Origin of the sequence: Thalassotalea profundi, assembly GCF_014653195.1 — a bacterium.
In the GTDB taxonomy this organism is placed as follows: Bacteria; Pseudomonadota; Gammaproteobacteria; order Enterobacterales; family Alteromonadaceae; genus Thalassotalea_B; species Thalassotalea_B profundi.
The window spans coordinates 79,139-92,930 of record NZ_BNAH01000011.1 but is presented as its reverse complement, the minus strand read 5'-3'; the positions used below and the strand labels follow the sequence as shown (position 1 = coordinate 92,930).

14 protein-coding genes are annotated in these 13,792 nt (G+C 36.6%); 12 read left to right on the top strand and 2 right to left on the bottom strand.

Annotated features, from left to right (window positions below; translation table 11 throughout):
- Positions 1–35 precede the first annotated feature (35 nt).
- From IE155_RS13585 to IE155_RS18170, 12 genes are all read left to right on the top strand, one after another.
- Positions 36–380, top strand: coding sequence for a helix-turn-helix transcriptional regulator (locus IE155_RS13585; RefSeq protein WP_189378790.1), 345 nt, complete (start codon positions 36–38; stop codon positions 378–380).
- Between the two features lie 292 nt (positions 381–672).
- A complete protein-coding gene (locus IE155_RS13580; protein ID WP_189378789.1) occupies positions 673–1,230 on the top strand; it encodes a TnsA endonuclease N-terminal domain-containing protein in 558 nt (185 codons plus the stop codon).
- Between the two features lie 125 nt (positions 1,231–1,355).
- On the top strand, positions 1,356–1,955 hold the full coding sequence (locus tag IE155_RS13575; protein ID WP_189378788.1) for a YceI family protein: 600 nt from the start codon (positions 1,356–1,358) through the stop codon (positions 1,953–1,955).
- Positions 1,956–2,371: 416 nt separating this feature from the next.
- Positions 2,372–2,806: a DUF2753 family protein gene (locus IE155_RS13570; RefSeq protein WP_189378787.1), complete on the top strand. Its 435-nt coding sequence runs from the start codon at positions 2,372–2,374 to the stop codon at positions 2,804–2,806.
- A 36-nt stretch (positions 2,807–2,842) separates the two neighbouring features.
- Positions 2,843–3,010, top strand: coding sequence for a hypothetical protein (locus tag IE155_RS13565; protein ID WP_189378786.1), 168 nt, complete (start codon positions 2,843–2,845; stop codon positions 3,008–3,010).
- Positions 3,011–3,028: 18 nt separating this feature from the next.
- The gene (locus tag IE155_RS13560; protein ID WP_189378785.1) at positions 3,029–3,334 is read left to right on the top strand and encodes a S24 family peptidase; all 306 of its coding nucleotides are present in this window, start codon (positions 3,029–3,031) and stop codon (positions 3,332–3,334) included.
- Between the two features lie 69 nt (positions 3,335–3,403).
- On the top strand, positions 3,404–4,090 hold the full coding sequence (locus IE155_RS13555) for a response regulator transcription factor (RefSeq protein WP_189378784.1): 687 nt from the start codon (positions 3,404–3,406) through the stop codon (positions 4,088–4,090).
- Positions 4,087–5,424 (top strand): sensor histidine kinase, encoded by a 1,338-nt coding sequence (locus IE155_RS13550; RefSeq protein WP_189378783.1) that lies wholly within the window; start codon positions 4,087–4,089, stop codon positions 5,422–5,424. The genes IE155_RS13555 and IE155_RS13550 overlap by 4 nt, the downstream gene beginning before the upstream one ends.
- A gap of 82 nt (positions 5,425–5,506) precedes the next feature.
- On the top strand, positions 5,507–7,651 hold the full coding sequence (locus IE155_RS13545) for a TonB-dependent receptor domain-containing protein (RefSeq protein ID WP_189378782.1): 2,145 nt from the start codon (positions 5,507–5,509) through the stop codon (positions 7,649–7,651).
- Positions 7,652–7,718: 67 nt separating this feature from the next.
- Entirely contained in the window at positions 7,719–8,012 is a 294-nt protein-coding gene (locus IE155_RS13540) for a hypothetical protein (protein ID WP_189378781.1), read from the top strand.
- Positions 8,012–9,613 carry a PepSY-associated TM helix domain-containing protein gene (locus IE155_RS13535; protein WP_229817316.1) on the top strand — a complete coding sequence of 534 codons (1,602 nt, stop codon included), beginning with the start codon at positions 8,012–8,014 and terminating at the stop codon, positions 9,611–9,613. Before IE155_RS13540 ends, IE155_RS13535 begins: the two co-directional genes overlap by 1 nt.
- Position 9,614: 1 nt before the next feature.
- A complete protein-coding gene (locus IE155_RS18170; protein ID WP_189378780.1) occupies positions 9,615–9,926 on the top strand; it encodes a DUF3325 domain-containing protein in 312 nt (103 codons plus the stop codon).
- Positions 9,927–10,048: 122 nt separating this feature from the next.
- Here the strand turns inward: IE155_RS18170 and IE155_RS13525 are convergent, their stop codons facing one another.
- Together IE155_RS13525 and IE155_RS13520 are read right to left on the bottom strand one after the other, a co-directional pair.
- On the bottom strand, positions 10,049–11,137 hold the full coding sequence (locus tag IE155_RS13525; protein ID WP_189378779.1) for a tyrosine-protein phosphatase: 1,089 nt from the start codon (positions 11,135–11,137) through the stop codon (positions 10,049–10,051).
- Positions 11,138–11,205: 68 nt separating this feature from the next.
- Positions 11,206–13,728 (bottom strand): TonB-dependent receptor, encoded by a 2,523-nt coding sequence (locus IE155_RS13520; RefSeq protein WP_189378778.1) that lies wholly within the window; start codon positions 13,726–13,728, stop codon positions 11,206–11,208.
- Positions 13,729–13,792 lie beyond the last annotated feature (64 nt).

Sequence of the window (13,792 nt, the reverse complement as noted above, 5' to 3'; positions counted from 1 at the left end):
TCTTAAGGCTAGATTGTAGTTATAGGTGGATTAGCATGCGGCATAATAGACGACTCAATATCGATGCTTTAGTTGAGGGCGAAATATCTCTTGATGATCTTACTCAGGAAGGTTTCGTCAGTGTTCCTCATCACAAGGGCTCGCTCCACCCATCGGTGTTTTTCGCCCATTTATTTTTACTCAAGAGTAATGCTAATGGTGTTAGTAGAGAAGATATAATCAATCGATTAGGTATTACAGAAACCTTTTTTAACGAATTTCTTCAAGGAAAGGTGACTGTTAACTTAGACTTCGCCAAAAAACTTGGAGATACTACTGGCATACCTCACGACTTCTGGTTGCGTATTCAGCGTAAGTTTGATGACACACATTTTGACTAACGCATTACATCCCACTAGCAATTAGTCTGGATAAGACGAACTCAACCAGCTTAAAAACTATATAAACCTTCAGCCACGAAGAAAAAATTTTAATTTTTTTCATTTCCTCCATCTCCTTCATAAACAACAAAAAACAACTTAAAAAGTTTGCTTTTAGCTTGGTTATATTCGATTAAATTAATAAAAAACAATTAGTTAAAATCAATGTGGTCAAGATCTGTTAAAATTAACGTGTAGCTAAGGGCATCAGGATGATGCTTCAAAGAGTCTTATGTTGATAAGGATATTGACGATGTTAAGTACCACAAATATGAGTGGTGAGGCTCAAATGAGTCTTCAGTTAAATGAAATTGTAGAAGAAGCTTATGTACCAGACAAAGATTACCAGTCTGGCGCCACTGTTCACTCAGTTTCTTCTAAAGGCCAAATGCGACGAGTGAAAAGTCGCACAACTGGGCGTATTGAATATACGCTGTCTTTACTTGAATACATGACGTTTATCATTTTTGACTTGGATCCTAGAGTTGTGGATATCCAATCTCAATACTCGCATGACTTATCAACGACATTAAAGCTAGCCTTTGATCTGGGCATTAACCACCCACCGCAGAAGGACGCAGAGAAGAAGCCTTTAACTACAGATTTTGTCATTACTCTTGCTGGACCAGAGAATGAAAAGCTTGGGGTTTACGTGAAATATGTAGAAGGCTTAGAGGGCTGGCGAACAATTGAAAAGCTTCAATTAGAGCGGACTTCGTTGGCTAGACTTGGTATACCTTTGTATGTAGTTACGGAAGAGCAAATTTGTAGGAAAACTCATCGTACCCTGGAGTGCTATGAGCTACGCTAATATATACAAAGTATGATACTTTATTACTCCCCCTACATTAATCTTAGAATAACTATAATATTTATTCTTTTATCGTTATTCTATTGAGCAAGAAAGTCACTTTAACTCAATCAAAAGGTATTAAAATGAGTCGTTCATTCATTGGAAACATATATTACAAATTAGGGACTGTTGTATTTGCCTGTTTATTTTCAACCATGGTAAATGCTCAGTGGGTCCTTGATAATGATAAATCTAGCTTGTATTTTATTTCAATTAAAAAAGACGCTATTGGTGAAGTTCATCATTTTAAAAAGTTAACAGGGGAATTAAGTCCAAATAACAGTGTAACGGTTACAATTGCATTAAATAGTGTTGAAACTTTGATTCCTATTCGTAATGAACGTATGCAATCAATGCTATTTAATACCGATAAATTTCCTTCTGCAACTATTTCTACAATGATAAATGTAGAAGAAATTGACGCTTTGCCCGTTGGTAAAACTACACTTAAAAAAGTGGATTTAATGATATCACTACATGGTGAAGCACACACCTACTCAAGTGATATTGAAATAACTAAAACTGATGAGGCAACATTAATAGCATCCACGGTAGCGCCTATTATTGTTAATGCGGCAGACTTTAAACTATTAGAAGGTATAGAAGCTTTACGTAAAATAGCAGGCTTACCTTCTATCGCATCAGCCGTGCCTGTTACAGCTAAATTGGTGTTCAAACAGTAAATTGAACAATGCTTTTAAGATGAGCCTACATTTTGACTCTTAATATTATTTATTAAGAAAGCTAAATAAAAGCTTGACGATACAAATGATAATGATTATCATTTGTATCGTCTTCTTGGTTGAGGTGGGCGCACTACTACTAAGACTAGTTGATACAAGTATAGCGTTTAACTGTTATGACTTGGGACGTGTTTCAGTTATAAAAGTAAATAGTTTAATAATGCTATATACGATAAGAAAACCAGCTATTCTCCAGTAGCTGGTTTTTTTATGCTCAACTATCTAAACATGGCAATTACCTACCTCTACTGAAAAATTATTGGGCTAACACTTCTATTTTATTTACATCTAATAATAACTTGTAAACACAAATGATAATGATTATTATTTGATTGTTTGGTGTAGAGGGATGTTCAATGGAAAATCAGCAATGGCAATCATTATTAAAGCTTGGTAATGAGTCCTTTCATGAGAAGGAATGGAAGAAAGCTGAATATTTTTATAGCGAAGCTTATGATTTATTGGCTTTTTCTTACAGAAAAAATCCAATGTGTGCTGATACGTTAATGGCGTGGGTTTGTTCGTGTCATAACTTATCTAAGTTATATGAATATAAGGGTAATCTAACGTTAGCATTGAAGTTTTTAATGGTGCCGCATGAATATTTGTTATCTATAACGCAATCAATTATAGACGATGAAGATGTAAAGTTAATTGCTTTTAAAGCACTATCATTCACGCTGCCACCAATATTATCTTTTAATAATAAACACCCTATTTGCAATAATTGTATTGAGAAATTTAAATCACTTAAGCAATTATTAGAACTACAAAAAAATACTATTCATTAATTTTAAGTGGTGTTGACAGTAAACAAGGAGTTGAAAATGATATTCGAAATATTAGAAAAAATTGATAAAAAGTATCCGTTTGATCTTGCTATCGCTCATTGTGGTATTCGAATGTTAAATTTAAAACAGCAAGTCAATTACCCTCATTCATTACAAAATGAAGTGTTATCTAATAGTGGCATAAGCCAGCTATTATCAACATAAAGTAACAAAACCACGACTATGTTTGGCATAAAGTTCTTAAAGGTAAAAGGTGACAGTATGGAACCAATAATTCCAGATGATTGCTTTATATTGGTAGTTAAATGGTTATTAATATTTCCTATTAAGCCTGAGCAACGCTTAGTCATTAATCATCCAAATTATGGGGTTATTGTGAAAACCGTTGCCATTGTTGATAGAAACGGTTTTATCTGGAGTAAGGGGGAAAGCTTCAACAGTTTATCAGTTGAAGAGTTAGGTCCTGTCGATAAATCTCAATTGTTAGGGCGAGTTATCGGTATATTTACCCCTAAGAAACGTAATTAACATTTTATTTGGTTTGTTTAAATAACCATAGTCATGTTGTAAGTATGTATTATTCACAGGATAGAGAATGTGCTAACTAAAAAAATTCTTTTAATTGAAGACGACAAAACACTAAATACATATTTAGCCGATTTGCTCACTAAAACAGGGTATATCGTTGAAAAATGTTTTGACGGTGTTACAGGGTTAAAATTGGCACAGTCACATCAACATCAATTAGTGTTATTAGATAAAATGCTACCTAAATTAGATGGTGTATCGTTATTAAAAACTCTCAGAGAAACAAGCCAGCAACCTGTGATCATGATCTCAGCGAAAGGTGCGGAAGAGGAAAGAATTTTAGGTTTAATTCATGGTGCCGATGATTATGTGGCTAAACCTTTCAACAGCCAAGAATTACTGTTAAGAATTGAAGGTTTAATTAGAAGAAGCCAACCTCAAGTTGAATTTAAAAAGCAAACGATAATCAGTATTGACGGACTAACACTAGATGCCACTAAGCAGAAAATAACCGTTGATGAGATAGACGTTGAATTCACCTCTATTCAATTTAAATTGCTTTGGGAGTTACTTTCTCATCAAAATTGTATTGTGAGTAAAGCTGATTTATACCAAAAGGTGTTGAATAAAAAGTTAGGTATGTATGATCGAAGTTTAGACATGCATTTAAGTCGAGTACGCAGGAAACTTAATGAAGCACATTGGCTCGGTGAACGTTTACAGACTGTGCATGGTAAAGGGTATTGCTTTAAGTGAATCGTCAATTTTTGTGGAAGTCATGCTTGATTATTGCGACAGGCTTAGTGGTATTTTTTTATGTGTTAAGTGTTTTAACGTTAAAAACAGAAGAAGGCATGAGTTTTATTGCGGAGTCTGATCGCCAGCAATTGAAATCGTGGGCTAAAACTGCAGAAGAACTCTATTTGTCGGGAGATAAAATAGCATTAAATCAATGGTTAACTGAGTTAAAACAAAAAGAAAATGTACGGGTATCCGTTGTTAGCTTTACTATTGAGAATATAGCGGGTGAAGAGATTAACGTTGATGCTGAAGAAGCCTATCACTTTGGTCGCAGCGTAGACTGGAAGATACATTTATACTTTGAGCACAACCCCATAATGGAACTACCATTTTCACAAGCTAAAGGTAGCTTTCTCATAAAATTACCTGAGCGGATGAGACCAGGGACTTACTGGCTTACCACGCGAATACTATTGCAAATTATATTTCCCCTCGTGCTATTAGTACTACTTGCTACCTGGATATATAGACATATTATTACGCCTCTACAACAACTTGAACAAGCAACAACCGCTTTTAGCCAAGGAAATTTTGACGTAAGAGTAAGAGCTTCGCTAGGTAATCGAAATGATGAACTCTCTCATTTAGCCTCTACTTTTGACCAAATGGCGGCAAGAATCGGCGAGTTAATTGCAAAACAACGGCAACTTATTTCAGATTTATCTCATGAATTGCGTACGCCACTCACTCGATTAGATATTGCAGTCAATAATTTTGAAATTGAAAAAAGTCATCAACACCTTGAGCGTATTTCTAGGGAGTCTACCTACATTCGAAAACTAGTAGAAGACACACTAACGTTGGCGTGGCTTGATAATGAAAAACCAATTATCCAGCAGGAGAAGGTGGATTTAGTCGATTTGCTTGATGTTGTGATAGACGATGCTAAATTTGAGTTCTCTGATCGGGAATTAATACTCGAAACGCCTAATCATGCGGTGATCAGCAATAGTAGTCATCAAGCCCTTTGCCCTGCCCTTGAAAACATCATTAGAAATGCCTTACGTTATACCCCTATAGGCAAAAAGGTTACCGTTACCTTATCTCAACAAGTTGGAAGTTATTGTATTGAGGTGATTGATCAAGGTCCTGGTATCGCACCAGAATATTTAGAGAAAATATTTCTGCCTTTTTTTCGAGTTAATAATACTAATGAAGATGGCAGTGATAGCTTTGGGTTGGGATTAGCACTTGCTAAGCGCCTTTTAAATAGTGTTAGAGCTGATGTAAAAGCATTAAATAATGATAACGGTGGCTTAAAGGTAGTGATAATGATTCCTATTACGTAAATGTAACAATTGTAAAAGTAGTATAAATACTCAGTCTAAATGGTAATAATTCTCATTAATGAAGTTAATTGAGAAGATAATCATGTCACGTAAATCAAGAAATAAGCCGTTATTTAAAACAGCACTTATTAGCGCGAGTGTTATTGCGGCGTGCGCAAATACTAGCGCTTATGCTAATACAGATGAAAATACAGAAAAAGTAAAGAAAGTTGAAAAAATTGTTGTTGTTGGTGCCACAACCAACACAAAAATCACACCTGATCAGCTTAATAAATATCAAGCAAATGATTTAGCCGATATTTTCCGTCAAACACCTTCTGTTACTGTAGGTGGCTCATTAGGTGTTGCACAGAAGGTTTATGTTCGTGGTTTAGAAGACTCAATGGTAAATGTAACTGTTGATGGTGCACCACAAACAAGTACGCTATTTCATCATATTGGGCGTGTATCAATAGAGCCTGAATTATTACAAAGTGTTGAGGTTCAGGGGGGTGCCGGTGAAGCTACCGCAGGAACAGGTGCGGTTGGTGGTGCTATTCGTTTTAAAACGAAAACAGCAGCAGATTTACTGTCAAATGATGAGCAGTTTGGTGGTATCGCAAAAGCGAGCTATTTCTCAAATAGTGGTCATAAAGAAAGTCTTACATTATATGGTAAAGCAACAGAACAAATTGGCATTCTTGCGTCTTATGTGAATGTGAGTCGCGATAATATGGAAGATGGCGACGGTGTGGAAATTCCAGGAACAGCGGCTGATCAAACCCTTGCCTTTGTTAAATTGAATGCAGAACTCACTGATAATCAAAATGTGTCTGTAAGTTATGAAAGACGTAAAGAAGAAGGTAAGTTCGGCAAACAAACCAACTGGGCACCTTTAGAAGATGATCCCTTGTTTCAGTCATGGGGAGATAGAGAAACTATAGTCCTCAATCACACTTGGTATCTAAGCTCACTGATAAATTTAGAAACAACATTGTATCAAACGGACTCATCATTTAAACGTGAGCTATATACCTGGGATGCTGCCATTGAAACAACTGGCTTTGATATTCGAAATACGAGTGATGTCGGTGATCATTCATTCACTTATGGTATTGAACGTAAAGTTGATAAAGTTAACTCACAATCTTATGAAGATTTTGGTGGTATTTACAATGAAGAAGGTACTGTTACCGGGTTATATATTCAAGATCATTGGCAATTAACTGATGACCTATTGCTTAGTTATGGTGTTCGCCATGATACCTATGAACTTGATCACACTGGCGAGTCAGCAAACTGGATACAAGTTAATGGTAAATGGGTTGTAGAAACTGACAGTAGTGGCGCTCCAGTAACAACAAGTGATTCATTTTCTACTAAAAAGCAGGATGACTTTAGCACTAACTTAGGGCTTGTTTACAACTTAACCGAGTATTTAAAGTTATCGGTTAGTTATGCAGAAGCTTTACGTGGCAGACAAGTGGCTGATGCATTTACTGTGGGTGAATTAACCCATAACCCGAATTTATCTCCTGAAAATGTGGCTAACAAAGAACTTGGCTTACAATATAACGATGGCACATTTATTTTTGAAGCATCGGTTTATAATAGTGAAATTAGTGACGTTGTTTTTGATAAGTTTAAGGGTGCAGAAGGCGTTTTTTATGAAAACATTGGTGATTTAGAATCCACAGGTTTTGAATTAGTTGCAGGATACCAAGCGCATAACTTTGACGTCGTTGTTAGCTATAACAGTAATGATGTCGAACTAAATAATGCGCCATTTGTTTGGCCAGATGCAAGTAGTGCCTCAGGATTTAGTACCGTTGTTTTAAATGGTGTAGATTTAGCCGCTTATGAATACGGTGGTTTAGGAAATGCAGTAGGTGATTCATTAAATGTAAACGTAAATTATGAAATGAATGATGCGTTGGAAATGGGCTTTAATGTTAATTATGTTGCTAGCTTGAATGATATTGACGTATTTCATCGCTCCATCGAGTTAGGGTGGCAAACACAATTAGAAACGGTTGATAAACCCAGTTATACCGTTGTTGACGCTTATGTAAAGTATTCTCCGATAGAAAATCTCACTCTAGATATAGCGATTCAAAACCTCTTAGACGAATCTTATAGAAGCCATGGTAGTGTTGCAGATTATGGCCACATAGCCGGATATCAAAGTGTAGTTGGCATTAAAGAAGCGGGCCGAGATATTAGGTTAACCGCCTCATATCAATTTTAATTCACTTTGTTAATTAAAAAGCACGATATCGAGTCGTGCTTTTTAGTCTCTACAAGTAAGTAACGCTATGACATTTTTTAAAAAGAACGTTAAACCTATCGGCATAACCATCAGAGTATTGATTGCACTGATCGGTGGTTTTGTTTTAGCTAATTTAATTGGCATTATTATTTCATACCTACCAGCAGACAATAAAGTAGACGGTATTGTTAAAGGCATGATGATTGGCTTTATTGCTTACACTACGGTTGTGATGTATGTATTTTCTACTAAAACAGCTGGCAAGGCCGGACTAGTGGTTGGTAGTAGTTGTTTAGTTGCTTACGCAATAATGTTTTACCTTAATACGGCAGTTAACTAATGAAACCACGTTTTCGCCAATCAATGAATTGGTTACATACCTGGGCTGGTTTTTCTTTTGGCTGGCTATTATATTTTATTTTTGTTACAGGTACTGTCGGATATTTTGACAGCGAAATCGATCGCTGGATGAAACCAGAAATTACCGTCGTCGAACAATTAGATAACCAAAGTTCAGTACTTTCAGCGGCAGAACTTCAGCTTCAACAATTAGCTCCTGAATCTTCACAATGGTACATCAGTCTACCAACGGCACGAATGCCATTTGTACAAATTCAATGGCTACAATTAGCGAATAAAGAGACAAACACCCCAAGAGGCTGGCAAGAAAAATACCTTGATGTTTCAAGCGGTGTGACCAACAGTGTTAGAGAAACCGCTGGCGGAGAAACCTTATACAGAATGCACTACAACCTGCATTATGTACCTGAACTTGTTGGTTATATATTAACAAGTTTAGCCACCATGCTAATGCTCATAGGATTAGTGACAGGGGTGGTTATCCACAAGAAAATATTTATTGAATTTTTTACCTTTCGTGCTAAAAAAGGTATTCGTTCCTGGCTAGATATTCATAATATTTTCAGCGTTTTACCTTTACCTTTTCATTTAATGATCACCTACAGTGGCTTGCTACTTTTAATGGGGGTTACCATGTCATCTATCATCGATGTGCGTTACGGCGAAGGTCGAGAAAACCATAAAAAGTTTTATGATGAGGCCCAGTTAGACATAAAGGAAGTGCAATTTATTGATTTAGCTCCCGAAGCATTATCAATAGAAACAGTGCTTGCGGACGTGGCTGTACGTTATAAAGATCAAAACGTCAGTTTTATCGGTTTTATTGAACGGGGTAGTGAAAATGAACATTATGAAATATGGTTTGATAAATACGAAGGCATCCACTTAGTATCGGCTGTAGAGTATCGTGTTAATGGCGACAAAGTGGAAATTGAAATAGCGACAGAAAAAGCAGGAAGTGCAGCTCGAATCTACGATCTATTTGAACATTTACATGAAGGGCTTTTTGCCAATATTTATCTGCGTTGGTTGTACTTTATATCGGGGCTATTAGGTGCGGCAATGGTAGCTACAGGTATGATTTTATGGATAAAAAAACGACAAATAAATGGTGCATCCGCTAGACCCTTCAGTGTCATTTCAATTATTGAGCGCATTAATATTGGGATTATTCTTGGCTTGCCTATCGCTATAGCGGGATATTTTTGGGGTAATCGCTTGTTACCCGTTAATATAGAACACAGGGCTGATTGGGAAGTACATTGTTTTTTTATTGCCCTTTTAGCGAGTATTTGCTTTTGTTTATGCCGCTCAGTAAAAAAATCATGGTTGAATCTACTTTGGTTTACAGCCGGTGTTTATTTGTTAACACCATTAGTTAATATGGTAACTACTGAACATAGTATTATTGGCAGCATTAAACGAAACGATTGGTTAATGCTAGGGTTTGATCTCAGTATGTTATTTTTTGCAGGATGTTTTGCATTAGCCGCAATTATTGTTCAACGAAAAAACGCCAAAGCGCAAGCAAATGAGGAACACATAGTTATACAACAAAAATTAAAAGAGTCGGCGTACTAACATGTTAATTCTGATAGAAACTTTAATTTTATTTTTAGGTTTTCTCTGCTTAAGCCTTTCTTTGTCTCGTCACTATAACCAAGTGGCCCCAAAAAAACGCCTGTCGACACGTAATTTGTGGCTTTACAGAATAAGTGGCTATATTTTGCTACTACTTGCTGGCATATATGCCGTATATGAATGGGGTTTTACATTAGGATTAGTATATTGGTGTGCTATTGCCACAATAGTTAGTTTGCTTATTACGCTTACATTAACGTTTAAGCCTAGGTGGCTTGCTATTATGAAGGTTATTTCACTTCGCACTAAATAATATTAATGGTTTGTTTGTATTTAAAAACTGAAGTTATAGATTGTAAACAATAAAACAGCGATGACTTATTAAGTTATCGCTGTTTTAAATAGAGAGACTAAAAAATGGATATTTTTTAAAGGCTAATTTAAGTAATGCTTACGGATATTAGCTAAGTCTTGTTCTGAAACATTCAACTCTTGCTGTATGTAATTTAATATAGAACCTGATTTTGTTTCCATATGACTTATCGCTGCTTCGATCATTGGGCGGCGAGTCCCCGCAAATACTTGTACAATTTCTTCAGGTAACTTGCTAAAAAAAGCGTACATTTTTTCTTGCTCTGGTGACATATTTTCAGGTACATGGAACAATTCTTTTGGATCTAAATATTGCTCGGATAGTAAGTAGTCTTGTATCGCAACTTCTTTATCGACACCCAGAGCGGTTAGAATTAATACGCCAGCAACCCCTGTTCTATCTTTACCTGCGGTACAATGAAAAAGTAAGCCATCATCTTTTGTGGCTAAACGGTTAAACATTGCAGTGTAATTTTCTTTTTGCGTTTCAGTTAAGCTTGGATACATTTGCGCAAATAACATGGTTGCTTTTTCTTCATTTAAACTTGGATCCATTAGGGCTTTAGCAAATTTTTTCATGTCTAGCACTTGACCATAGTCTTTGGATATCACTTCAACGTCACTTGCTTTCCAATCAGTAACTTCTGTAGCTCTTTCATTGTTATCTCGAAAATCAACAACGGTTTTTATGCCTAGGTTATCAATATATTGATAGTCATTATTTGTTAAATTAGCTAATGCACCTGAGCGGAATAACTTACCCCATTTAACTGTTTTACCGTCAACCGTTTCATATCCACCTAATTCACGAAAGTTACGGCCTTTTTCTAAAGGTAATAAACGACTAGCAGCATTGTCTGCTTGACCATTAGCAGGTTTTACTGTGAAGTATTTACGACCTTTTGCACCTGTTGATTGCCATTGATACTGATCATCATTTGCACTGGCAATAACTTTAGCATCAGAACCTTGTTCGTCAGAAGCCACTAATATTTCAACATCTTGTTTAGCTTGAGTTGCTTGCCAGTTTAATTGATATAGATTTTTACTTTCGTCATAAGTCACGGTCAAATCACTTATATTGTTTTGTGGTGGCGTTGTTGTACAACCGGCAAAAATTAATGCGGAAGTTAATATTGATAATTTTTTCATCATAATATCCTTGAGAGCAGAGAGATAGCCTCTCTGCTAATAATAAGTTTGTTGTTAAAAAGTTGTAATTAGTAGTTAATACGTACACCAGCCATGTAGCGCTTACCGTATCGCTCTACTTGGTTTGGCGTAGCCGCTGTACCTACATAGCGAGTATCAACGGCATCGGTTAAGTTGTTTGCATTAAAGTAAAAAGAGACTTCCGCACCGTAAATATCTGAAGGGAGCGCATAACTTAATGCTAGATCAGCACGTTTTTGTCCTGACCAATATTCAGGTTCTGAGGCATTTTCAGTAGTAGAGAACCAGTCATCTCGGTATTGATAATTCAAGCGAGCTGAAAAACCGTGAGCTTCATAGAATACGGAAGCGTTATAGATAGTGTCTGAGGTGCCAGGCAAAGAGTATTTTTCACCTGTTAATGTTGTGAATTCGCTATCTAACATGGTGTAATTCATGCTGAATCCGAAACCGTCCATTACGTCTAAAAAGTCAGAAGCGTATGCAATAAAGTTAACTTCAGCGCCGCTTAGGTTACCATCTTTACCATTTACTGATTGAGTATATGACCAAGTCGAACCTGAAAGTGATGGGTCGAAAGCACCGCCATCTACATTACTTGAACTGACATAAATTACATTATCGATTGAGCGGTAAAATGCAGCTGCAGAGAACATACTTGCATCACCTATGTACCACTCATAAGAAATATCAGTACCAATCGTTTTTTCAGCGTCTAACTCTGGGTTACCCGCAGAAATTGTGCTGGAAATTGGTATAACAGACGTAGTTGCCCGCCATTCACCATAATTAGGACGACTGACACCTGTTGTTACTGACCAACGTAATTTTTTATCTTGTCCTAGGTCGTAATTTACGTGCAAGCTAGGTAAAACGTTAATGTAGTCATCTTCAAAAGTACCTGTAGGGCCTTCTGAGGTGTAATCTGTTTGTTCAATACGTGCACCATAGACCAAATTACCCCAATCAAAATAGCTTGTAGCCATGGCATAAACAGCAGTAACTGTTTCATCAATAATGATTAAGTCACCAGCTGGAATATCAATATTACCTAAATCACCAACTTGAGCTTCCCAATCATTACGAAGTGCTACATTATCGTAATAGGTACCACCAACACCATGTGTAAAGTCAGAATCCCATGCAACGCCAGTATCATAATCATTAGGGTTTATACCAGTAGCCATAAAGCCATATAATGAAGCATCGCTAAAATCCATATAAAACCCATAGCCATCTGCTTCACGACTATCTGAATTAAAGCCAAACTTTATTTCGCTATTTAAACCAAATAAGTTCATGTCTTTTGTCACATCAAACTTAATTTGTGTCGCTTCAATATCCATTTCACTTTTAGCATTAAGAACTACGTTTGCTGCGTAATTAAGGCTACTGAGTGCAAGTGGAGTTGTACTGTTTACTTCGAATAACTCGGCTTGTGGGTCTTCTAAGTCTGTTAGGTCATAGGCGAATGCCCCTGCTCCACCTACACCTCGTAATAACGGTATATGGGTAAGATTTTCTGTATCAGTTATGCTTACTCGCCCTTCTAACAACCAACCTTTAAGGTTGTATTCGAAGCCTAATGTTTTAGTGGAAGTTGCACTTTTATAATCACCGTCTTGTAACCAACGTTCTACTAAAGCTAATGGTACGTAATTATCTGTGCCTGTTGGCGCGTTTTGTCCAAATTGTTCCATACCACCTTGAATATCAAAAACGAATTGGTTTCTTAATTCATGATCATTAAACTCGCTTTCTAAAAGGGATACAAAAACACGGCCTGAACCCTTGTTAAACCGGTATTCTAATTTTCCACCGAAGGCTTCATCTTCACGAGTTATTTCATAACTACGAAACTCAACGCCACCTAATTGATTCTCTGATAACCAATCGTATTCGCGATTATCGGTAATTTGTTCACGAGAATTTTTCGAGGTATAAATCATCGCTCCCCAATTTTCATTGGAATAAGAGGCTTTTAGTGCTGTTTTTTCTATATCACCTTCACCTAAATCTTGCTGACCAAAACCTAAATCAGCATTAAACGCAAAGCCATCAAATTTGAAAGGGTCATGAGTTTCAATGTTAATAAAGCCTGCTACAGCATCTCCTGGCATATTAGGAGTAATTGTTTTGTTCGCAATTAAGCGGCTGGTAATTACCGAAGGGAAAGAATCAAAGCGCGCTACTCGACCATTTTCAGCACCTGGAATTACAACACCATCAATGGCTATAGGTGAATATTTAAACGGAGCACCTCGAAAGTTAATATATCGTGCTTGACCTTGGTCTCGTTCAATTGCTACCCCAGGAACACGACCTAATGAATCGGCCAAGTTCTGATCGGGGAAGCGACCGATAGTATCGGCAGCGATAATATCAACAAAGTTTGTTGCTTGCTTTTTGGCTTCTAAAGCGGCTTTTTGACTATCAAGAATTGGAGAGGCTTTTACAACCACCTCTTCAATTTGTTGATCATTTTCTTCAGCTAACGCTGGAAACATAGTTACAGAACTAATAGCTAAAGTAATCGATAGGGCTAACTTTTTTTTAGGGTAATTAAACATCTTTATTTCCATGAATTATTGGCTTAAATAGAAAACATCGCTATTCTCAATTTAATTTATTACT

Bases quoted from the DNA above. Each gene is read 5' to 3' on its own strand.
- IE155_RS13585 (WP_189378790.1), top strand. From the start codon at position 36: ATGCGGCATAATAGACGACTCAATATCGATGCTTTAGTTGAGGGCGAA.
- IE155_RS13580 (WP_189378789.1), top strand. From the start codon at position 673: ATGTTAAGTACCACAAATATGAGTGGTGAGGCTCAAATGAGTCTTCAG.
- IE155_RS13575 (WP_189378788.1), top strand. From the start codon at position 1,356: ATGAGTCGTTCATTCATTGGAAACATATATTACAAATTAGGGACTGTT.
- IE155_RS13570 (WP_189378787.1), top strand. From the start codon at position 2,372: ATGGAAAATCAGCAATGGCAATCATTATTAAAGCTTGGTAATGAGTCC.
- IE155_RS13565 (WP_189378786.1), top strand. From the start codon at position 2,843: ATGATATTCGAAATATTAGAAAAAATTGATAAAAAGTATCCGTTTGAT.
- IE155_RS13560 (WP_189378785.1), top strand. From the start codon at position 3,029: ATGTTTGGCATAAAGTTCTTAAAGGTAAAAGGTGACAGTATGGAACCA.
- IE155_RS13545 (WP_189378782.1), top strand. From the start codon at position 5,507: ATGTCACGTAAATCAAGAAATAAGCCGTTATTTAAAACAGCACTTATT.
- IE155_RS13540 (WP_189378781.1), top strand. From the start codon at position 7,719: ATGACATTTTTTAAAAAGAACGTTAAACCTATCGGCATAACCATCAGA.
- IE155_RS13535 (WP_229817316.1), top strand. From the start codon at position 8,012: ATGAAACCACGTTTTCGCCAATCAATGAATTGGTTACATACCTGGGCT.
- IE155_RS18170 (WP_189378780.1), top strand. From the start codon at position 9,615: ATGTTAATTCTGATAGAAACTTTAATTTTATTTTTAGGTTTTCTCTGC.
- IE155_RS13525 (WP_189378779.1), bottom strand. From the start codon at position 11,137: ATGAAAAAATTATCAATATTAACTTCCGCATTAATTTTTGCCGGTTGT.
- IE155_RS13520 (WP_189378778.1), bottom strand. From the start codon at position 13,728: ATGTTTAATTACCCTAAAAAAAAGTTAGCCCTATCGATTACTTTAGCT.